This window comes from Nocardia sp. FDAARGOS_372, from assembly GCF_002554515.1.
GTDB lineage: Bacteria > Actinomycetota > Actinomycetes > Mycobacteriales > Mycobacteriaceae > Nocardia > Nocardia farcinica.
Map to the genome: position 1 here is coordinate 4615869 of NZ_PDDW01000001.1, position 19117 is coordinate 4634985.

Here is a 19117-nt window from a genome sequence, read left to right on the forward strand (position 1 = left end):
GAAATCCGGCCCGACGAAACGGCCCCCTTCCGAACGGGAGGGGGCCGTTTCGCTGATCACCGACCGCGCTAGAGCATCCGGTACGGCAGGTGCAGCGCCTTGGCGCGGCGGATGGTGATCCGCGTCCACACCGCCTGCTGTAGCGCCAGCGTCGCCCAACCGGCCAGCGCCATGCCCGACAGGTTCACCAGCAGCTGCGCCAGGCTGCCCCAGACCGCCTCGCTCACGCCGAACGCCGCGCCGAGCGCGATGTTGCCGGCGGCGGGCACCGTAGTCACCGAGATGAACACACCGGTCAGGCCGCTGGCCTTGGCCGAGGTCAGCGCCAGCACCCCGGCCGCGGCCGCCACCACCGCGACGATGAACGACCAGCGGTCCGGGGTGTAGATGAACGCCGTGCTCGGGCGCGGGCCGGTCACGTCACCCTCGGTGATCCAGCCAAGGGCTCTGGCCAGCAACGCCAGCGCCAAGGTCACCAGGATGGCGACCGTGAACCCGGCGACCAGCGTGCGCAGGGCCAGCCGCAGCAGCACGTACCTCCGACGGACCAGTGCGACGCCGAGCGCGGCGATGGCGCCGAACTCCGGGCCGAGCACCATCGCGCCGATCACCAGGATCTGGGAATCGTGCACGATCGCGATCGCGGCGATGATCGTGGCCAGCGTCATGAAGCTCAGGTAGGTCCAGTTCAGCTCGGACTCCTCGTAGGAGCGCTGCGCCACCTCGGCCCACACCACCGAGTCGGCGCTGCTGCCCGGGGTGCGCACCTCGGCCTCGAAACCGCTGCGCGACATCCACGTCCGGACCTGGTCGAGTTCGATACTGCCCTGCTTGTGCACCCCCAGGGCGCGCAACCGCTCGACCACGTCGTTGCCCGCCTCCCGCGCCACTTCGGCGAAGATCATGTCGCCGGGCGGTTTCAGCGCGGCGCCACGCATCAAGGCCAGACCGCTCACGGCCGGATCCTCGTTCAACACCGAGAGCACCCCGTCGGTCAGCGCGGCGGGTGAGAGAACCCGTAACTGAAGCATCGGTTCAGTCTGCCGTGCGCCCGTGACCACCGCGCGGCACGACGCGAAACATCAGGCGGCCGAGACGAGTTCGGGCGACCGCGCCGACGGCCGCGCCGGCGTGCCGCGCGGGGCCGCCCGCACGAACAGGAAGAACAACGGCACCAGCAGCAGCGCGCGCCCCCACACGCCGAACTGCACCACCACCTCGGCCCATTCGCTCGGCTCGCCCGCACCGAGCAGATAGAAGTAGTGGAACACCCCGACGCCGATCGCGATGTCGGCGCACAGATACGCCACCACCAGCGGCCACGGCACCGCGAGCAGCACGAAGAACGGGATCAGCCACAGCGTGTACTGCGGCGAGTGCACCTTGTGGAAAACCAGGAAGCCGCACAGCATCGCCGCACTCACCCCCACCCACGGGTACACCTCGCCCGCGGCGTATCGCCGCCAGCCCAGCCATGCCGCCACCGCGAAAGTGGCGGCGACCAGCAGCGGCGAGGCCAGCGCCACACCGTCCTGCCACGCCTGCCCGGTCTCGGCGAACCGCCCGAACAGCAGGTGATGCCCCCAGTACCAGATGGAGTTGGTGGTGATGTCGGCCTGACGCCGCTGCTGGAAGGTGATCGAGGCGCGCCACCCCTCGTACCCGGCCACCGCGAACGGCAGGTTCACCAGCACCACCGTCGCCACGGCCGCGCCCGCGGTCAGCGCGGCGCCGCGCACATCCCAGCCGGACTCCGCGCGCTCGCGCGGCCCGGCCTTTCCCCGGGTGAGCACCAGCAGGACCAGGGGCAGCACGAAGATCCCCGGATACAGCTTCAGGCAGAACCCGAGGCCGAGCAGCACCGCCGCGACAATGCCCCGGGTGCGCAGCGAATATCGCGTCAGCGCGGTCATCACGTACACCGCCGCGACCGCGGTGCACACCACCGGAAGTTCCCAGTTGTGGAAGGCGTAGAGCACCAGCGGCGGCCCGGCCGCCCACAGCAGCGCGGCCCGGCCCGCCAGCCGGGCCAGCATCCACGCGGTCAACAGCGCGAACGGCGCGAGCAGCAGCGCCGAATGCCACAGGAAGGCGGCGTCGTCGTGGGCACCGATCGCGCCCAGCCACATCAACAGTCCGCTGAGCACCGGATACTCCACCGCGCCGCCGGTCAGCCAGCCGTCGGCGGTGATCCCGCCGTCGATGTAGGGGAACACGTGCCGATCGATGTCGCGGCCGAGCCACAGGTACTGGATGTCGGAGTAGCAGACCTCGGCGTCCTTGACGATGTCGAAGGCGACGCTGCGACCGTCCTCGTAGAACGGCGCGCCCGCGCATCGTGCCTTGTTCAGGTAGGCCGGCACCAGGGTCAGGCCGCACAGCAGCAGCACCACCGCGGTCATCGCGGTGCGCCGGATCACGCGGCCGGCGGGCAACTCGCTGACAGCGGTTCCGGTCGGCATGTCGACCACCCTAGGCGGAGCCGGGGCGGGCCGCCGGGCCCAGCGGCGCCGGTCACGGGGCGATTTCGCTGCTCAGGACCCCCTCATGTAGCCTTGTCGGGTTGCTGACGCAACGACCCTCCTGCCACGGACCGTCCGTGGCCGTTTCCTAGTCCACAGGAGGTGATTGGTCCGTGCGTCATTACGAAGTGATGGTCATCCTCGATCCGAGCCTGGACGAGCGCACCGTTGGTCCGTCCCTGGAGAACATGCTCGGCGTCGTGAAGACCGAGGGCGGCAAGATCGACAAGGTCGACATCTGGGGCCGCCGCCGTCTCGCCTACGAGATCCGCAAGCAGGCCGAGGGCATCTACGCCGTCATCGATCTCACCGCGTCGCCCGCGACCGTGAACGAGCTCGACCGCCAGCTGGGCCTCAACGAATCGGTGCTGCGCACCAAGGTTCTGCGCCACGACAAGTAGGCCGCGACCGGGTTGTTCGCATGTCGCTCGTGCGCGTCGGTGCCTGACTCTAGGCTCTAGCGCAAACACCGCGAGTGCGTCCCGCGAACAGTCCGGGCAGCCTCGACCGGGCACTGCACACCGAGCAGGAGGAACCACATGGCAGGCGACACGGTCATCACCGTCATCGGAAACCTGACGGCCGACCCCGAATTGCGTTTCACGCCCGCGGGACAGGCGGTCGCGAACTTCACCGTCGCGTCCACGCCCCGCGTGTTCGACCGGAACACCAACGAGTGGAAAGACGGCGAAGCGCTCTTCCTGCGCTGCAACATCTGGCGTGAAGCAGCGGAGAACGTCGCCGAAAGCCTGACCCGAGGCGCTCGCGTCATCGTGAGCGGACGGCTCAAGCAGCGCTCCTACGAAACCCGCGAGGGTGAGAAGCGCACGGTCGTCGAACTCGAGGTCGACGAGGTGGGTCCCTCGCTGCGCTACGCCACCGCGAAGGTCAACAAGGCCAGCCGCGGCGGTGGGGGCGGCGGCGGTTTCGGTGGCGGCGGCGGGGGCGGCTACGCGTCCGACCGGTCCGGTGGCGGTGGCAGTCGTTCCGGCGCGGCCGAGGACGACCCGTGGGGCAGCGCGCCCGCGGCCGGCTCCTTCGGGGGCGGCCGCATGGATGACGAACCGCCGTTCTGAGACGGCTTCACAGGCCCGCGTCCGCGCGGGCCACATACCAGAAAACGAAGGTAGAAGACCATGCCTAAAGCGCCCGCGCGCGAAAAGGTGCTGAAGAAGAAGGCTTGCACGTTCTGCAAGGAGAGCAAGTCCGGCAACGTGTCCATCGACTACAAGGACACGACGCTGCTGCGCAAGTACGTCAGCGACCGGGGCAAGATCCGCGCCCGCCGCGTCACCGGCAACTGCGTGCAGCATCAGCGGGACATCGCTGTCGCCGTCAAGAACTCGCGTGAGGTGGCTCTGCTGCCCTACGTGTCGACGGCTCGCTGAGTAAGGGAGGCACGCAAATGAAGTTGATTCTGACTGCTGACGTGGACAACCTCGGTGCCCCCGGCGACACCGTGGAGGTCAAGGACGGCTACGGCCGCAACTACCTGCTGCCCCGCGGTCTGGCCATCGTCGCCAGCCGTGGCGCGCAGAAGCAGGTCGAGGGCATCCGCCGGGCGCAGGAAGCCCGCCGCGTGCGCGACCTCGACCACGCCAACGAGCTGAAGCAGGCCATCGAGGGCCTGTCCGCGGTCTCGCTGTCGGTCAAGACCGCGGGCACCGGCAAGCTGTTCGGCTCGGTCACCCAGTCCGATGTCGCCGCCGCGATCAAGGCCGCCGGTGGCCCGGTGATCGACAAGCGCAGCATCGAGCTGCCGAAGACGCACATCAAGTCGACCGGCAAGCACACCATCGCGGTGCACCTGCACCCGGATGTGACCGCGAAGTTCGACCTGCAGGTCGACGCCGCGGCCTCCTGAGCCGGGCGCGATTCTCTCCGCCGTCATCACCCCCGTGTCCGACACGGGGGTGATGACGGCTGCGCTCCGTACCTGTTGCGAGGAGTTTGCCCTGTTCTGCCGTCCACCCGGCGGGACAGGGGGACGAGATCAGCGCCGCTGATATGCCCTCGTCCGCGATGTCCTGTGGATCACCGGTGGACAGCCACGAAAACCGACCGCCTGTAATGTGATTCAGTTCATATCCTGCGCGCATGCTGTTTACCCAACACGCCCGGTTGTTCATCTCGGGCGACACGCCGCGACTTTGTCTATCCACACCTTTATAGATGCGGAAATCAGCATCTATCAGCGCAAATCACGGCGTTGACCTTGGTTTTCCCCAAGTTTTCCACAGGGGGTGCACACACCTGTGGTTAACACTCCCCAAGTTATCCACAGATTCGTGCACAGCTCGGTTTGGCGACGGCGGATTCGGTCGCCTAGTGTCCTCGCATTGTCCAGAACCGACCCGCGCCGGACGAGGTGGTCGCGAGGTTGCTGGACGGCCCGGGACGATCACCGCCGACCTGTCGGTGCCCGGGGGTAGAACACGAGTCATCCATACGGTGGAACCCGATCGTGGGGCCGAATCGTCGGGCAGAGAGGACGGTCGAAGCTGGTGACGACCACCGATGACCGCGGGCACACCGATTTCCCGCCCGAGCCTCCCGGTGAGGACTTCGGGCGCCAGCCACCGCACGACATGGCGGCCGAGCAGTCCGTCCTGGGCGGCATGCTGCTCAGCAAGGACGCCATCGCCGACGTCGTCGAGGTGATCCGGCCCGGCGACTTCTATCGCCCCGCGCACCAGGCCATCTACGACACCATCCTCGACCTGTACGGTCGCGGCGAGCCCGCCGACCCGGTCACCGTCGCCGCGGGCCTGGACCGCCGCGGTGAACTCAAGCGCATCGGCGGCGCCCCCTACCTGGTCACCCTGACCCAGACCGTGCCGACCGCCGCCAACGCCGGCTACTACGCCGAGATCGTGGCCGAGAAGGCCATCCTGCGCCGCCTCGTGGAAGCGGGCACCCGCATCGTCCAGTACGGCTACGCGGGCGCCGACGGCCAGGACATCGCCGAGGTCGTCGACCGCGCCCAGGCCGAGGTCTACGAGGTCACCGAACGCCGCACCACCGAGGACTTCCTCCCCCTCGAAGAACTCCTGCAACCGACGATGGACGAGATCGACTCCATCGCCTCCCGCGGCGGCATCTCCCTCGGCGTCCCCACCGGCTTCTCCGAGCTCGACGAACTCACCAACGGCCTGCACCCCGGCCAGATGATCATCGTCGCCGCCCGCCCCGGCGTGGGAAAGTCCACGCTCGGGATGGATTTCATGCGGAGTTGCTCGATCAAGCACGGGCTGGCGAGCGTCATCTTCTCGCTGGAGATGAGCCGGACCGAGATCGTGATGCGGCTGCTGTCGGCCGAGGCGAAGATCAAGCTGGCCGACATGCGGTCGGGGCGGATGAGCGACGACGACTGGACGAAGCTGGCGCGGCGGATGAGCGAGATCTCCGAGGCGCCGCTGTTCGTGGACGACTCGCCGAACCTCACCATGATGGAGATCCGCGCCAAGGCCCGCAGGCTCAAGCAGCGCCACGACCTCAAACTCGTTGTCGTGGACTACCTTCAGCTGATGACCTCGGGCAAGAAGGTCGAATCCCGCCAGCAGGAGGTCTCCGACTTCTCCCGAAACCTCAAACTGCTCGCCAAGGAACTCGAAGTCCCGGTCGTGGCCATCAGCCAGCTCAACCGCGGCCCGGAGCAACGCACCGACAAGCGCCCGATGGTCTCCGACCTCCGCGAGTCCGGCAGCCTGGAGCAGGATGCGGACATGGTGATCCTGTTGCACCGGCCCGACGCGTTCGAGCGGGACGATCCGCGCGGCGGCGAGGCGGACCTCATCGTGGGCAAGCACCGGAACGGGCCGACCGCCACCATCACCGTCGCCCATCAGCTGCACTTGAGCCGGTTCGTGGACATGGCGCGAGGGTAGTGGGGCGGTAGGGAACGCCTGCGGCCACTGGGGCGTTGCGCGACCGAATCGTGATGTCGGTTGCCCGGTAGTAACGATCTTGTTCTCGGTTCCGACGTGCTAGGTGACATACGGCCCGTCGGGGGGCCTGTCCGTCCGCTCGTGGGAAATGGATTGGGGACCGGGACATGGCTCTTCGCGAGTTCTTCGTTCGGCATCGGATCGCGCCTGCTGTCGTGGCGCCCGCGGTACTCGGCCTGGCGGCCGTGGTGGCCGCGTCGTGGGCGCTGACATCGCCGTCGAGCACCGTCGACACCGAGCTCAAGGCGTCGGTGACGGAGTGTCACGACATGGTGTCGATCTCGGTGGCGGGGCGCAACGACACCCCGCGCGAGGGCTCGACGCTGATGCTCGTCGACGCCAACGGCAACCCGTTGCCCGCCGCGCTCTCCGGCGATCACAACAGCGAGTGGCTGAACCCGGTGGTGAACGCGCCCGCCGACGACGTCGATCCCGGCTCCTACGCCGCCGTCTATATCGCCTACCCGGCGAACATGGCCACCTACGAGGACGCGGTGAACGCGGGCGTGGCGAACACCCAGCAGGTGATGCGGGAGATCGCGCAGGCCTGCCCGGACACCCGCTTCGCGATCGTCGGCTACAGCGAGGGCGCCGATGTGGTGCGTCGCGTGGCGATGGGCATCGGTCACGACGAGGCGGGCGCCGACGGCACCTACGCGGTGGTCGATCCGACGCAGGTCGTCGGCGTGGTGATCCTGGCCGACGCGGGCCGCTCGGCCGGCGACGGACCGTTCCCCGGCGCCGAGGACCCGTTCGCCAACCCGGACGGTTTCGATCAGCAGTACCAGAACGGCAACACTCCCGTGCCCGGCCAGGGGGCGCTGCCCGGCACCAGCGGCGACTTCGGCGCGCTGAACGGCAAGATCGCTTCGTTCTGCTCCGACGGTGACCTGACCTGTGCTGCGCCGCAGAACATTTCGCTGCTACAGCTGGTGGTGAACGTGGGCAGGCAGCTGGACGTGGACCGGCTCGAACGCGAGGGTCTCACCCCGGCGACCGGTGGTGATGTCGCCGCGGTGCTCGGGCAGATCGCGATGGCCGCCTTCGCCGACATCGCCGCGCAGCCGAACTGGATGGCCAGCGACGAGACCTTCCTCGAGGTGCTGCTGCGCGTGTCGGATCCGGAGTACAAGCCGGGCGAGACGCCGCGGGAGCCCGCGCGGGCGGATGCGATCGCGGCCGAGGAGATGTCGCCGCTGGCGTATCTGCCGCAGAAGCTGTTCAACGAGGTGATCGGGCTGCTGGTGACCAACCAGAACACGATCCCGGTGATCCTGAGCGACCCCTACAACCTCACCCTCGGCCCCAACCACTCCGGCCACCACTTCGACTACTGGGACGACGCCGACCCCTCCGCCGGCAAGCCGCTGACCTCCGCGGAATACGCCGCGGCGTGGCTCACCCACCTGGCCAAGCAGGCGCAGGCCGGGGTGCCGCTGAACACGACCACCAAGCCCGCGCCCGCCGAACTGGCCGCCGCGTACGAGGAGGTCGAGGCCACCGTCGCGGCGACGACCACCGGAGCACCGAGCACCGCCGCCCCGAGCACCGCCGCCCCGAGCGCGACTGTGCCAACCACCGCAGCGCCGACCACCACCGTCGCACCGACGACGACCGGCGCGGCCCCGACCACGACGGGCAACTCGACGGCACCGACGACGAACGCCCCGGCCACGACCGCCGACCCGAAGACCGCCGCGCCGACGACCACCGCGGCACCGGTGCCGACCACCGACGCCGCGGCGACCCAGCCGTCGGTCCCGGTAGCGCCGACGACCACCACCCCGGCACCCAGCGGCCGGTAGCGGACACGGGCGGCCAGGCCGCGTCGCCAACCCGCCACGACACCGGTCACGCGACGCGATGGGGAGATCAGCCCGCGTCCATCTCGCGGCGACCGCTCCGAGCGGTCGGTGGCTCGCCCCGGCATGATGGCGGGATGGACACCGCCGCCGCCTACGACGCCGTCGCCGAGCTCTACACCGACATGGCCCGGGACGTGCTCGCCGCCAACCCCTTCGAGCGTTCCGCGCTGGCGGTCTTCGCGGAGTTGGTGGGCGACGGGCCGGTCGCCGATCTCGGCTGTGGGCCGGGTCGGCTCACCGGATACCTGGCCGACGCCGGGCTGGACGTCTTCGGTATCGACCTGTCCCCGCGCATGATCGAGATCGCGCGCGCGGAGTATCCGGCGTTGCGTTTCGAGGTCGGTTCGCTCGAGCGGGTCGATCTCCCCGCGGACGCGCTGGCCGGCCTGCTGGCCTGGTATTCGCTGATCCACCTGCCGCCGGAGCGGGTGCCCGCCGTGTTGGACGAGTTCTTCCGGGTACTCCGCCCGGGTGGGCACGCGCTGCTGGGGTTCCAGGCGGTGGACGGCGAGGCCGATCCGGTTCCGTACGAACACAAGGTGATTCGGGCGTTCCGGTGGCCGCCGGAGCGGCTGGGCGCGGTGGCTCGGGCGGCCGGTTTCACCGTGGTCGCCCGGATGTTGCGCGCGCCGCTGCCCGATGAGCGTGGCGATCAGGGGTATCTGCTGGTGAAGAAGGAGATCTGAGCCACCGATCGGCTGCCGTGGCGGCCGGCGGACGGTACCTTGGTGCCATCGTGCAGGGGGCTTCATGCCGCACGTGCCCAATTCGACAGCGTGGTCGACCGTCCATGTCCGTCACGGGCTCGTGTGGTTCGCGAGCCCGGCACCGTCGTCAGGGGGCGACCTTCACCGATGGATCTCATCGCACCGATCGATGCCGTTTTCCTGCTGGCCGAATCCCGCGAGCAACCGATGCACGTGGGATCACTGCAATTGTTCGAACCGCCGGAGGGGGCGGGACCGGATTTCGCGGCACAGACGCACGCCGCACTGCTCTCGTCGGGGGAGCTGCATCCCACCTTCCGCAAGCACCCGGCGAACCTGCTGGGGGCGCCGAGCCTGCTGAACTGGACGCGTGCGGCCGAGGTGGATCTGGCGTACCACGTGCGACGCGTGGCCCTGCCGACGCCGGGCAGCCACGACCAGTTGCTCGACCTGGTCGCCGCGCTGCACGGCGCGTTGCTGGACCGGCACCGACCGCTGTGGGAGCTGCACCTGATCGAGGGGTTGCGGGACGGGCGGATCGCGCTGTATTCGAAGATGCACCACGCGCTGATCGACGGAGTGTCGGCCCAGCGGCTGATCCGGCGCACCCTGACCGAGGATCCGGCCGCGCCGCCGCGGGTGCCGTGGAATCTGCCGCGCTCGCCTCGGTCGAAGCCGGCGCGGCCGGGCGGAGTGCTCGGCGCGGCTCGGCAGTTGACCGCGGCGGCCGGTTCGGTGCCCGCGGTGGCGCGGGCGGCGGGCACGGCCTTGCTGCGCCAGCAGTCGACGCTGCCGTTCGAGGCGCCCCGCACGCTGTTCAACGTGCCGATCGGCGGGGCGCGGCGGGCGGTGGTGCGGTCGTGGCCGATGGAGCGGCTGAACCAGGTGCGCAAGGCGACCGGGACGACCCTCAACGACGTGGTGCTGGCGATGTCGGCGGGGGCGCTGCGCGCGTATCTGCTCGACCGTGCGGCGCTGCCGGATCGGCCGCTGGTGGCGATGGTGCCGCTGTCGCTGCGCGATCAGGACGACGACGAGCCGGACGGGGTGCAGGTGGGTGCGCTGCTGGCGAACCTGGGCACCGACGTGGCCGATCCGGTGCAGCGGCTGCGGGTGGTCGCGGAGTCGATGCGGCGCAGCAAGGAGGTGTATCGCTCGTTGACGCCGGTGCAGTCGATGGCGTTGTCGGCGCTGATGATCAGCCCGATCGCGATCAATCTGCTGCCCGCGCTGATCCCGTTCACCACGCCGCCGTTCAACATCGTCATCTCCAATGTGCCGGGGCCGCGGGAGCCGATGTTCTGGAACGGTGCGCGGCTGGATGCCAGCTACCCGCTGTCGATCCCGCTCGACGGCCAGGCGGTGAACATCACCCTCACCTCCAACGCCGGGAATCTGGACTTCGGGTTGGTGGGTTGCCGTCGGGCCGTGCCCGATCTGCACCGGTTGCTCGATCATCTGGAAGACGCCTTGGCGGCGCTGGAGGAGGCGGTCTGACGCGGGGCGGAAAATTGGGTATCCCGCTACAAAACTAGAACGTGTTACTGTCATTGCATGGTGCACCCTCCGGTCGGTCGCCGCACCACCGCGTCATGGCGATACTCGCGGTATGCGGCAGTTTCGACCGGGCCGGGTGTCATCGAGCCGCGCTCGACTAGAACACGAGACGGCGTCTATGTAACCCGTTCTAGAGCGTTCGCCGCCCGCGTTCCGCAGGCCGCGGCGCAGGTAAGGGAGACCAGCACCCGATGCGTACCGAAATCTGCGACCGGCTGGGGATCGAGTTCCCCATCTTCGCCTTCACCCATTGCCGCGACGTCGCGGCCGCGGTCAGCAATGCCGGTGGCCTCGGCGTGCTCGGCGCGGTCGGCTTCACCGCCGAACAGCTCGAGGTGGAGCTGGCCTGGCTCGACGAGCACGTCCACGGCGTCTACGGCGTCGACCTGGTGATTCCCTCGAAGTACGAGGGCAAGGGGATCGAGGGCCTGAGCCCGGAGGAACTCGAGGCCAAGCTGGCCGAGATGGTGCCGCAGGGCCACCGCGAGTTCGCCGAGAAGATCCTGGCCGATCACGGCGTGCCGCCGCTGCCCGAGGGCGAGCACCCGAACCAGCTGCTCGGCTGGACCGCGACCACCGCGGGCCCGCAGGTCGAGGTGATTTTGAAGCACCCCAAGGCCAAGCTGGTGGCCAACGCGCTCGGCACCCCGCCCGAGGACGTGGTGCAGCAGATCAAGGACTCCGGCCGGTTGATCGGCGCGCTGTGCGGGTCGGTCAAGCACGCGCTCAAGCACAAGGAAGCCGGGCTGGACTTCGTGGTCTGCCAGGGCACCGAGGGCGGCGGCCACTGCGGCGAGGTCTCCTCGATGGTGCTGTGGCCGCAGGTCATCGACGCGGTCGGGGACCTGCCGGTGCTCGCGGCGGGCGGTATCGGCGACGGCCGCCAGATCGCGGCGGCGATGGCGATGGGCGCGGCGGGCGCGTGGACCGGCTCGATCTGGCTGACGGTCGAGGAGGCCAATGTGCCGCCCGCCCAGATGCAGTCGCTGATCGACGCCTCCAGCCACGACACCGTCCGCTCGCGGGCCTGGACCGGTAAGCCCGCGCGGATGCTGCGCAACGACTGGACCGAGGCGTGGGAACGCGCCGACACCCCCGACCCGCTGCCGATGCCGCTGCAGATGATGGTCGCGATCGAGGGCGTCAAGCGCGGCCACCGCTACCCGGAGGCGGCCAAGGACGTCAACTTCAACCCGGTCGGCCAGGTGGTCGGCATGATGAAGAAGGTCGAGCGGTCCGCGGACGTGATGGAGCGGCTGGTCAACCAGTACGTGGAGGCGTGCGAGCGGCTGAACAAGCTCAACAGCTGATCAGTCCGGCCATTCCGGCCAACGGCCCGCGCGTTTCTCGAGCACCGGATCGGTGATGCCGCCCCAGCAGGCCAGCGCCGCGGCATCCCATCCGGCCAGCTCGGAGCCCTGCCGGTAGACGGTCTGGAAGAACTCCAGCGCGGCGCCGACCGGGTCCTCGGTGTCGCGGGCGGCGTCGTAGGCGTAGTAGGCGGAATGGCCGGACCCGGATGCCACCCACCGGGCGCCCGCGGGCCGCAGCGGGCGGTCGCTGAGCCCGTCGGGTTCGGGTGCCACATAGGAGTAGAAGGTGGGCTCGGGCACCTTCTCGTCGCCGAACCAGAAGCCGGCGCTGATCACCTCCCGCGAGTACGCCTCACGGGTGACCGGGTCGACGCTGGCCGGCATGTCCACCCGCCGCGGCGAGAACCGCTGCACGGCCAGGTCGAAGGTGTGCCAGAACAGCTGGACCGGGCTGATCTTGCCGGAGTAGGTGGCGCTGAACTCCTCGAGGATGCGCCCGACCCGGCTCTGCACCTGGAAGGCCAGGCGCACCGCGTCCGGGTCGTAGTCGGCGTGTTCGGTGTCCTCCTCGAACGGGCGGTCGGCGTCGGGCAGGTCGAACGGGTGCGGGTTGCGCATCACCAGGTCGATGCCGAGGTCGCCCAGGGCGCCGAGCACGTCGGTGTAGAAGGCCGCCACCGATTTGCCGGGCAGATCGAATTCGACCTGGACGCCCTCGTCGGTGGCGATGCGCAGGACATGGTCGAAGAAGTCGAAGGTGCAGGTGAACACCGGCCCGGTGCGGGCGTCACCGAGCGGGACGGTGGTCCAGCCGCGGGCGGTGAGCCGGAAGGTCATGTGCCACCAGTGATTGCGGCGGATGCCCTTGGCGAGGGCGACCTTGCCGACGACCTGGGAGAAGCGGTGCAGCGTCTCCTTGGTGGGGAGCCAGGAGTCCAGAGGGATCGCGGGCAGCGGTTCTGCTGACTCGGTCATAGGGCCACGGTACGGGCGATGCTCGTCGGTGTGCCGGTGACTTGCCGAAGATCGTCACCCCGGCACGTGGCGGCCCGCCGCGCCGCCGTCGGCGAAGCCGTCCAGCCAGGCGCCCCAGGTGGGCTCGACGAGCGCGGCGAGTTCGGCGTAACCCGCGGCGCCGGGGTGTGCGCCGTCGCCCGCGCGGACCTCGCGCATCCACACCTCGTTCGACCGCAGCGCGTGGTGGACGGGCAGGAAGGAGACGCCGGCGGCGGCACAGACGGTGGCGAAGGACTGTTCCAGCGCGGCGGAACGCTCGTTGTGCGCGTCGTCGTCGACCGGGGGTGGGCCGACCACGAGCGCCCGCCAGCCGCGCGCGTGCACCGCGGCGAGCAGCTCCCGCATCGCCGCCGTCGCGGTCGGCACCGCGACGCGGACGGTGCCGTCCTCCCGGGTGCCGTCGTTGACGCCGCAGCTGAGCACCACTCCCGCGGCGACGTCCGCGGGCAGTCGTGGCCCGCATTCGGCGATCAGCCGGGCGGCGATCATCGGCGTGGTCTCGCGCCGCACGCCCAGGTTGTAGGCGGTGAGGGGCACGCCCGCCCGGATGGCCGTCGCGGTGAGGCGCCCCACCCAGCCGAGGGCGTGCGGGTCACCGACTCCCGCGACGAAGGAGTCGCCGGCGAAACAGACGCGGACATCGTCGAGCATGCGCTCGATCGTGGCAGGTCGCCGGTCACCGGCCGGACGCCGGGCGGTACCGGGGTGGGCTCCCCCCGGGCGCCGGGTTTCTGGCAGGGTGATGATCGGCCGTGAGCGGCACCGCGCGCCGGCGAGCCCGCTGCGGCGTGTTGGTGCCCGGCGGTCGCGGCGACCTGCTGCATACTCACGGAGCGTGCGCTGAGGGTGGCCGAGCCAGCGCGAATCGATCCGAAAGTGCCGATACGACATGCGAGTCGACGGGCGGGAGATCCCGGTCACCGGGAGCCTGCTACAGCCGCTGACCCGGCGGACGACCGACATCGTCCGAGTCATGCTCGCGGCACTGTGGCTGGCGGTGGTGATCGCGGCCTCGGTGATCACCCGGCCGGAATGGCTGGCGCTGGAGCGCTCGGTCTCCGACATCGTCGGCTTCCTCACCCCCGATCAGTCCAACCTGGTCTACCTGCTCTACGGCGTGGCGATCCTGATCCTGCCGTTCGCGATCCTCATCGAGCTCGTCATCGGCAGGCAGTGGAAACTGCTGGCCGGCTACGCCGCCGCCGGTCTGGTGGCCGGGCTGCTGCTGTCCATCACCGGCACCGGCCTGTCGGCACCGCAGTGGCATCTGCAGGTGCCCGACCGGCTCGACACCTTCCTCTCGCAGTTCCTCGACGATCCGCGCTGGATCGCCATGCTGGCCGCGGTGCTCACCGTGTCGAGCCCGTGGCTGCCGACCCGGCCGCGCCGGTGGTGGTGGTTCCTGCTGCTGGCCTTCGCTCCCATCCACCTGGTGGTGAGCACCGTCGTTCCGGCGCGGGCGATGTTCGGCCTGGCCGTCGGCTGGCTGGTGGGCGCGCTGATCGTGTGGGTGGTCGGCACGCCCGCGCTGGAGGTGCCGCTCGAGGCCGCGGTACGGGTCCTGCGGCGGGAAGGCCACCGGGTCACCGGGTTCACCGTGCGCAGGCCCGCCGGGTCGGGCCCGTTGGTGCTGGCCGCGGCCGTGGACGGGCCGGAACGCGAACTCACCGTCGAGTTGTACGGCAAGAACCAGCGCAGTCACGGCGCGCTGCGGATGCTGTGGCGCTGGCTCACCTTCCGCAGCAGTGAGACCGCCGCCATGCACGGCTCGATGCACCGGGCCGTCGAGCACCGCGCGCTGATGGCCATCGCGGTGGGCGATCTCGGGCTGGCGGGTCAGCGCGTGGTGTCGGTGGCGGCGCTGGACCGCGGCTGGGTGCTCTACGCGCACACCGTCGCCGCGGGACAGCCGTTGGACACCGCCCGGGCCGAGATGTTGCCGACGGTGTGGCAGGCGCTGGACGCGCTGCACACCGGCCGTGTCGCGCACGGCGACCTGCGCCCCGACGACGTGCGCGTCGACGGCGACAAGGTGCTGTTCACCGGATTCGGCAACGCCGAGTTCGGCGCCACCGACACCCAGTTGCAGACCGATATCGCGCAACTGCTGGTCACCACGACCGCGATCCACGGCAAGGAGGCCGCCGTCGCCGCGGCCATCGCCACCCTCGGCGAGCAGACCGTGCTGACCGCGACCCGCAGGCTGACGAAATCGGCGATGCCTTCCGGAATCCGGGTGGCGCTGCCGGAATGGGGCAAGCGGGTGTCCGAGGCGCGCGAGGAGGTGCGCAAGCAGACCGGGCAGGACCGCATCGAGGCCGACCAGATCACCCGCTTCTCGCGCAACCAGATCATCCAGCTGGTGCTGCTCATCGGCCTGGTCTACGTGGCCTACCCGTTCATCAGCGCGGTGCCGACGTTCTTCACCCAGTTGCGCACGGCGAACTGGTGGTGGGCGCTGCTCGGCCTGGCGGTGTCCTCGCTGACCTATGTCGGCGCCGCGGCCGCGCTGTGGGCGTGCGCGTCGGGCCTGGTCCGGATGCGCGATCTGGTCATCATGCAGATCGCCAACACCTTCGCCGCCACCACCACCCCGGCCCGGGTGGGCGGGCTCGCGCTGAGCGTGCGGTTCCTGCAGAAGGGCGGGCTCGGTGCGGTGCGGGCCACCGCGGCGGTGGCACTGCAACAGGCGGTGCAGGTGATCACCCATGTGAGCCTGCTCGTGCTGTTCAGCATCGTGGCGGGCACCTCGGCGGACCTGTCGCACTTCGTGCCGGACCCCACCATCATCTACCTCGCGGCGGGCGTCGGTGTCGGCATCATCGGCACCTTCATGTTCGTGCCGAAGCTGCGCCGCTGGCTCAACAATTCGGTGCGGCCCCAATTACAGGAAGTCCTCGGCGAACTCGGCCAGCTGGCGCGCGATCCGAAACGCTTCGCCACCATCGTCGGCGGCTGCGCGGCGATCACGCTCGGCATGGCGGGGGCGCTGTGGGCCAGCGTCGAAGCGTTCGGCGGCGGAACGACATTCGTCACCGTCACCATCGTGACCATGATCGGCGGCACCCTGGCCTCGGCGGCGCCGACCCCCGGCGGTGTCGGCGCGGTCGAGGCGGCGCTCATCGGCGGCCTGGCCGCCTTCGGCCTGCCCGCCGACATCGCCGTGCCCGCCGTGCTGCTCTACCGGGTGCTGACCTGCTGGCTGCCCGTCTTCTGCGGCTGGCTGACGATGCGGTGGATGACCGCGAAGGACATGATCTAGCCTCGATGTGATCCACCACGCTCATCCAGAGAACTTCCATGTACGGCGGGAACTGCCTGAAACCGGCGGTAACGTAGCCTATTGTCCCGTCAGAGACACTCCACCATCGGTTCGCCGAGCAGATCCGCCACGCCGTCCGACCGGCCATCGGCTCACCTGCGGCACTGGCTTCGTCGGCCAGGAATCGGTACCGAACTCCGGGCCGTCACGGTGCGCGTCGAACAGGGCATTCGCCCGGTATGCCTCGACGCGTTCCGCGGCGGTGACCGGGCCGGCCAGCCATTGCGGCGCCCCCTTGGAGGGGCCCTCGTCACCGGTGGTGCAATGGGACGGCTTCGGTGCTGCGTCAGCGGCGCCAGTTCGATCAGGCCCAGACCTGATGAGCGCCGCGAAGGGCGGGTAGGGTCTGGGGGTGGGGAGGAGAGACATGGCGACAGACGACCAACCGCTGAACGTCGTTCCCGACGCGGTGACGGCGGTCGGCAGGCGTGCCTATGACATTGCGCAACAGCTGAAATCGGGATCGATAGCGTTGGACCGTGAGGTTCAGGCGTTGTTCGACACCTGGAAGGGGAGCGCTGCAGACGCCTATCGCGAGGGATGACATGCAGGACGGCGCGATGAAGGCATGGGATGCGCTCACCGACCTGGCCTCGAGGCTCGGCGTCAGTGCGTCGACGCTGCGGGATCAGGACACCTCCAACGCGGCGCCGATCAGCTCGCTGCAGTTGGACTGACGACATGACCTCTGAATTCGCGTTCGATCTCGATCACATCGACCAGGTGACCGGCCGCGCCCGCGGCTTCAAAGAGTTCTTCGCCGACCATCTCGATGCACTGGACCGCACCGTCCAAGGCCTCATGCAGAGCGGGCAGTGGACAGGCGCGGCCGCGGCGGCCTACGCCGAGGAACATCGGGTCTGGGTGGCAGCGGCACGTGAGCTGCTCGACGGGCTGGCTCAGATGGAACAGGCAGGCCGTACGGCACACGAGTCCTATTCGGACGCGACGACAGTTAACCTGCGCATGACGGGGGGATGACGTGGCTGTTGTTGCGCCCCAGTCCTATTACACGGCCGCGGAGGAGTGCTACAAGCTGTCGAGGGAGTTTCAATCCGCGTACAACCCGCTGCAGACAGCGCTGCTCGAAACCAGCGGTATGGCCGGTAGTTGCCAGGCCGCGAAGGCATGGTCCGAGGCCTACGATGAGCGCGCGGGTGCTTTCACCACCGCAGCGACCAACTTCGCCAGGGCGCTGCAGCATTTCGGCGACATTCTGATCGCGTCGGGCTATAACTGGGAATGCTCCAACTACGCAGCAAACCGCGACCCGAACAAGGGGACCGGTCCTGCTTGTCCGCGCACTATTCCCTCCGAGTTGCCCTACGGCGCTGGCGTTGTCGTTGGTGTAGCGTCGTCGCGGGACAACGGTCCCGGACTAGAGACTGACTTTCCGGAGTTGTACGACAAGGTCGTCGCCAAGCTCGCGGGTGACAAAGTCCCCGACGGCGACACCGACAAGCTCGACCGGGTGGCCCAGGCGTGGAAATCCTTCGCCGACAACAACACGATCTTCGCCGCCGGAGCCCGGCTGCGAGTCGTTGCCGACGGACTCGGCAAGTTCGATGCACCCGACATCCCGAACCTGACCGGCCACCTCAGAACACTTGCGAAGAAGGCGGACGAGATCCAGCTGGTCGCCGACGATCTTGCGAAATCGACAACCAGCCACCACGCCGCTGTCGTCGCGGTTCGCGCAGACATCAATACTCAGGTGGCCGCCACGCTCGTCGTCGCCTCGGTCGTCATCGCCGTAACCGCCGTGTCTATCCGCAATCCGCGGGCGGCAACAGTGGAGGGCCCCGCGCTGGACACCGCCGCGACCGCCATTGCCGGCGCCATCGGGTCGTTCTTCACAGCACTGGCCGGGATAAAGTTCAGCGCCGCAGCACTCGCGGTCGGTGCACTCGCCACCATCTCCGGCCTGACCATTCTGTCCATCGCCGGGGATTCGGCATTCAACTCGAATTACAAGCCCCCGGCCAATGCCTACGATCCCAACGGGCCCAAGGCGCCAGGTCGTCCAGGTGACGCGGAAGGATTCGTGCCACCCAAAGGCGGTGACCGCTGGGTGCCCAATCCCAACGGTCGCGGCTTCGGCTGGGAGGACGCCGACGGAAATGTGTGGGTGCCTACCGGGCAGGGCGGTGCGGCACACGGCGGCCCGCATTGGGATGTGGAGTTCCCGAAGGGCGGCTACAAGAACGTCAGACCAGGAGGAGGAAGCTGATGGGCGACGGGTCGACGGTGGTACTGGAGGCGACCGACGTCTGGTACTACTCGCGTGGTGATGAGGCGGCGTTCTTCGCGTGGCTCGACAGGATCCCCGCGGTCCGCTCGTACGGTGGGCGACTCAGCACGTTGGAGATTGTCGTCGAGACCCCAGTAGACGACGACTCCCTGCGAGAACTCCTAGCCCTCTTCCACCGGTACCACATCGACCTGACCCAACTTCGCCAGCTCGACAACAGTCGAATCGGCGCCTGGTTCCGCGACCCGCAAAAATACTGGCACGAAGCTATTTTCGGCACGTCGAACTAGCGCGTGTGGAAATGTGCGGGTGCCGACCGGACCGCGCGGTATGTCCAATGGCGAACCGCCACTGGGACGCACAGGGCAAGGACGGTGAGGATTACTGACAACGTTTGCTCAGGAGGCAAACGATGATGAGCGACAACGGCATCCTGCATCGATACCCCGTCGACATGTCGCAGTTGCGGGTGTTCGACACGGAGCGGATCGGCGAATGGTCAGCGGAGGAGGGTAGCGCTGCGCGCCGCGTGGTGCGGCCGCATCGCGACCTACCCCGGACACGGCAACGGCGCGGGCGGATGAGATCTGCTCCGGTGGAGATCGTGTCCGCCCGC

At 69.0% G+C, this 19117-nt stretch carries 18 protein-coding genes; 14 read left to right on the forward strand and 4 right to left on the reverse strand.

Annotated features, from left to right (window positions below):
- Positions 1 to 68: 68 nt before the first annotated feature.
- Both CRM89_RS21715 and CRM89_RS21720 read right to left on the reverse strand, forming a co-directional pair.
- Positions 69 to 1031, reverse strand: coding sequence for a DUF389 domain-containing protein (locus CRM89_RS21715; protein WP_060593964.1), 963 nt, complete (start codon positions 1029 to 1031; stop codon positions 69 to 71).
- A gap of 51 nt (positions 1032 to 1082) precedes the next feature.
- Positions 1083 to 2462 carry a glycosyltransferase 87 family protein gene (locus CRM89_RS21720; protein ID WP_098085933.1) on the reverse strand — a complete coding sequence of 460 codons (1380 nt, stop codon included), beginning with the start codon at positions 2460 to 2462 and terminating at the stop codon, positions 1083 to 1085.
- A gap of 173 nt (positions 2463 to 2635) precedes the next feature.
- On the opposite strand from CRM89_RS21720, the gene rpsF reads away from it, so the two are divergent.
- The 9 genes from rpsF (at position 2636) to CRM89_RS21765 (ending at position 11908) form a co-directional block, all read left to right on the forward strand.
- Positions 2636 to 2923, forward strand: a complete 288-nt coding sequence (gene rpsF / locus CRM89_RS21725; protein WP_011212106.1) for a 30S ribosomal protein S6 — start codon at positions 2636 to 2638, stop codon at positions 2921 to 2923.
- A 138-nt stretch (positions 2924 to 3061) separates the two neighbouring features.
- Positions 3062 to 3598 carry a single-stranded DNA-binding protein gene (locus CRM89_RS21730; RefSeq protein ID WP_011212107.1) on the forward strand — a complete coding sequence of 179 codons (537 nt, stop codon included), beginning with the start codon at positions 3062 to 3064 and terminating at the stop codon, positions 3596 to 3598.
- Between the two features lie 60 nt (positions 3599 to 3658).
- Complete coding sequence (gene rpsR, locus CRM89_RS21735) at positions 3659 to 3910, forward strand: 30S ribosomal protein S18 (protein WP_011212108.1); 252 nt, start codon at positions 3659 to 3661, stop codon at positions 3908 to 3910.
- A gap of 17 nt (positions 3911 to 3927) precedes the next feature.
- Complete coding sequence (gene rplI, locus CRM89_RS21740; protein WP_060593962.1) at positions 3928 to 4386, forward strand: 50S ribosomal protein L9; 459 nt, start codon at positions 3928 to 3930, stop codon at positions 4384 to 4386.
- 640 nt (positions 4387 to 5026) lie between these two features.
- Positions 5027 to 6409: a replicative DNA helicase gene (gene dnaB, locus CRM89_RS21745; protein ID WP_098085936.1), complete on the forward strand. Its 1383-nt coding sequence runs from the start codon at positions 5027 to 5029 to the stop codon at positions 6407 to 6409.
- Between the two features lie 167 nt (positions 6410 to 6576).
- Entirely contained in the window at positions 6577 to 8274 is a 1698-nt protein-coding gene (locus CRM89_RS21750) for a cutinase family protein (RefSeq protein ID WP_086845603.1), read from the forward strand.
- Between the two features lie 134 nt (positions 8275 to 8408).
- On the forward strand, positions 8409 to 9020 hold the full coding sequence (locus CRM89_RS21755) for a class I SAM-dependent methyltransferase (RefSeq protein WP_060593959.1): 612 nt from the start codon (positions 8409 to 8411) through the stop codon (positions 9018 to 9020).
- A gap of 168 nt (positions 9021 to 9188) precedes the next feature.
- Positions 9189 to 10538: a wax ester/triacylglycerol synthase family O-acyltransferase gene (locus tag CRM89_RS21760; RefSeq protein WP_098085939.1), complete on the forward strand. Its 1350-nt coding sequence runs from the start codon at positions 9189 to 9191 to the stop codon at positions 10536 to 10538.
- A 251-nt stretch (positions 10539 to 10789) separates the two neighbouring features.
- Positions 10790 to 11908: a nitronate monooxygenase family protein gene (locus CRM89_RS21765; RefSeq protein ID WP_011212114.1), complete on the forward strand. Its 1119-nt coding sequence runs from the start codon at positions 10790 to 10792 to the stop codon at positions 11906 to 11908.
- Here CRM89_RS21765 and CRM89_RS21770 read toward each other — a convergent pair whose 3' ends face one another.
- The gene (locus CRM89_RS21770; RefSeq protein WP_098085942.1) at positions 11909 to 12886 is read right to left on the reverse strand and encodes a DUF5996 family protein; all 978 of its coding nucleotides are present in this window, start codon (positions 12884 to 12886) and stop codon (positions 11909 to 11911) included.
- Positions 12887 to 12940: 54 nt separating this feature from the next.
- Positions 12941 to 13579 carry a GDSL-type esterase/lipase family protein gene (locus CRM89_RS21775; protein WP_086849450.1) on the reverse strand — a complete coding sequence of 213 codons (639 nt, stop codon included), beginning with the start codon at positions 13577 to 13579 and terminating at the stop codon, positions 12941 to 12943.
- A 238-nt stretch (positions 13580 to 13817) separates the two neighbouring features.
- Between CRM89_RS21775 and CRM89_RS21780 the strand changes: the two genes are divergently transcribed.
- The 5 genes from CRM89_RS21780 to CRM89_RS21805 all read left to right on the forward strand — a co-directional run bounded on the left by CRM89_RS21780 (position 13818) and on the right by CRM89_RS21805 (position 18791).
- On the forward strand, positions 13818 to 16190 hold the full coding sequence (locus CRM89_RS21780) for a lysylphosphatidylglycerol synthase transmembrane domain-containing protein (RefSeq protein ID WP_011212117.1): 2373 nt from the start codon (positions 13818 to 13820) through the stop codon (positions 16188 to 16190).
- Between the two features lie 427 nt (positions 16191 to 16617).
- Positions 16618 to 16794, forward strand: coding sequence for a WXG100 family type VII secretion target (locus CRM89_RS31835; RefSeq protein ID WP_228821805.1), 177 nt, complete (start codon positions 16618 to 16620; stop codon positions 16792 to 16794).
- Positions 16795 to 16931: 137 nt separating this feature from the next.
- A complete protein-coding gene (locus CRM89_RS21795) occupies positions 16932 to 17231 on the forward strand; it encodes a WXG100 family type VII secretion target (RefSeq protein ID WP_011212120.1) in 300 nt (99 codons plus the stop codon).
- A gap of 1 nt (position 17232) precedes the next feature.
- Positions 17233 to 18480 (forward strand): polymorphic toxin type 37 domain-containing protein, encoded by a 1248-nt coding sequence (locus CRM89_RS21800; protein ID WP_011212121.1) that lies wholly within the window; start codon positions 17233 to 17235, stop codon positions 18478 to 18480.
- The gene (locus CRM89_RS21805) at positions 18480 to 18791 is read left to right on the forward strand and encodes a hypothetical protein (protein ID WP_011212122.1); all 312 of its coding nucleotides are present in this window, start codon (positions 18480 to 18482) and stop codon (positions 18789 to 18791) included. The genes CRM89_RS21800 and CRM89_RS21805 overlap by 1 nt, the downstream gene beginning before the upstream one ends.
- Positions 18792 to 19117 lie beyond the last annotated feature (326 nt).

Coding starts and splice junctions, on each gene's coding strand:
- CRM89_RS21715 (WP_060593964.1), bottom strand. CDS start 1,031: ATGCTTCAGTTACGGGTTCTCTCACCCGCCGCGCTGACCGACGGGGTG.
- CRM89_RS21720 (WP_098085933.1), bottom strand. CDS start 2,462: ATGCCGACCGGAACCGCTGTCAGCGAGTTGCCCGCCGGCCGCGTGATC.
- CRM89_RS21730 (WP_011212107.1), top strand. CDS start 3,062: ATGGCAGGCGACACGGTCATCACCGTCATCGGAAACCTGACGGCCGAC.
- rpsR (WP_011212108.1), top strand. CDS start 3,659: ATGCCTAAAGCGCCCGCGCGCGAAAAGGTGCTGAAGAAGAAGGCTTGC.
- rplI (WP_060593962.1), top strand. CDS start 3,928: ATGAAGTTGATTCTGACTGCTGACGTGGACAACCTCGGTGCCCCCGGC.
- CRM89_RS21750 (WP_086845603.1), top strand. CDS start 6,577: ATGGCTCTTCGCGAGTTCTTCGTTCGGCATCGGATCGCGCCTGCTGTC.
- CRM89_RS21755 (WP_060593959.1), top strand. CDS start 8,409: ATGGACACCGCCGCCGCCTACGACGCCGTCGCCGAGCTCTACACCGAC.
- CRM89_RS21760 (WP_098085939.1), top strand. CDS start 9,189: ATGGATCTCATCGCACCGATCGATGCCGTTTTCCTGCTGGCCGAATCC.
- CRM89_RS21765 (WP_011212114.1), top strand. CDS start 10,790: ATGCGTACCGAAATCTGCGACCGGCTGGGGATCGAGTTCCCCATCTTC.
- CRM89_RS21770 (WP_098085942.1), bottom strand. CDS start 12,886: ATGACCGAGTCAGCAGAACCGCTGCCCGCGATCCCTCTGGACTCCTGG.
- CRM89_RS21775 (WP_086849450.1), bottom strand. CDS start 13,579: ATGCTCGACGATGTCCGCGTCTGTTTCGCCGGCGACTCCTTCGTCGCG.
- CRM89_RS21780 (WP_011212117.1), top strand. CDS start 13,818: ATGCGAGTCGACGGGCGGGAGATCCCGGTCACCGGGAGCCTGCTACAG.
- CRM89_RS31835 (WP_228821805.1), top strand. CDS start 16,618: ATGGCGACAGACGACCAACCGCTGAACGTCGTTCCCGACGCGGTGACG.
- CRM89_RS21795 (WP_011212120.1), top strand. CDS start 16,932: ATGACCTCTGAATTCGCGTTCGATCTCGATCACATCGACCAGGTGACC.
- CRM89_RS21805 (WP_011212122.1), top strand. CDS start 18,480: ATGGGCGACGGGTCGACGGTGGTACTGGAGGCGACCGACGTCTGGTAC.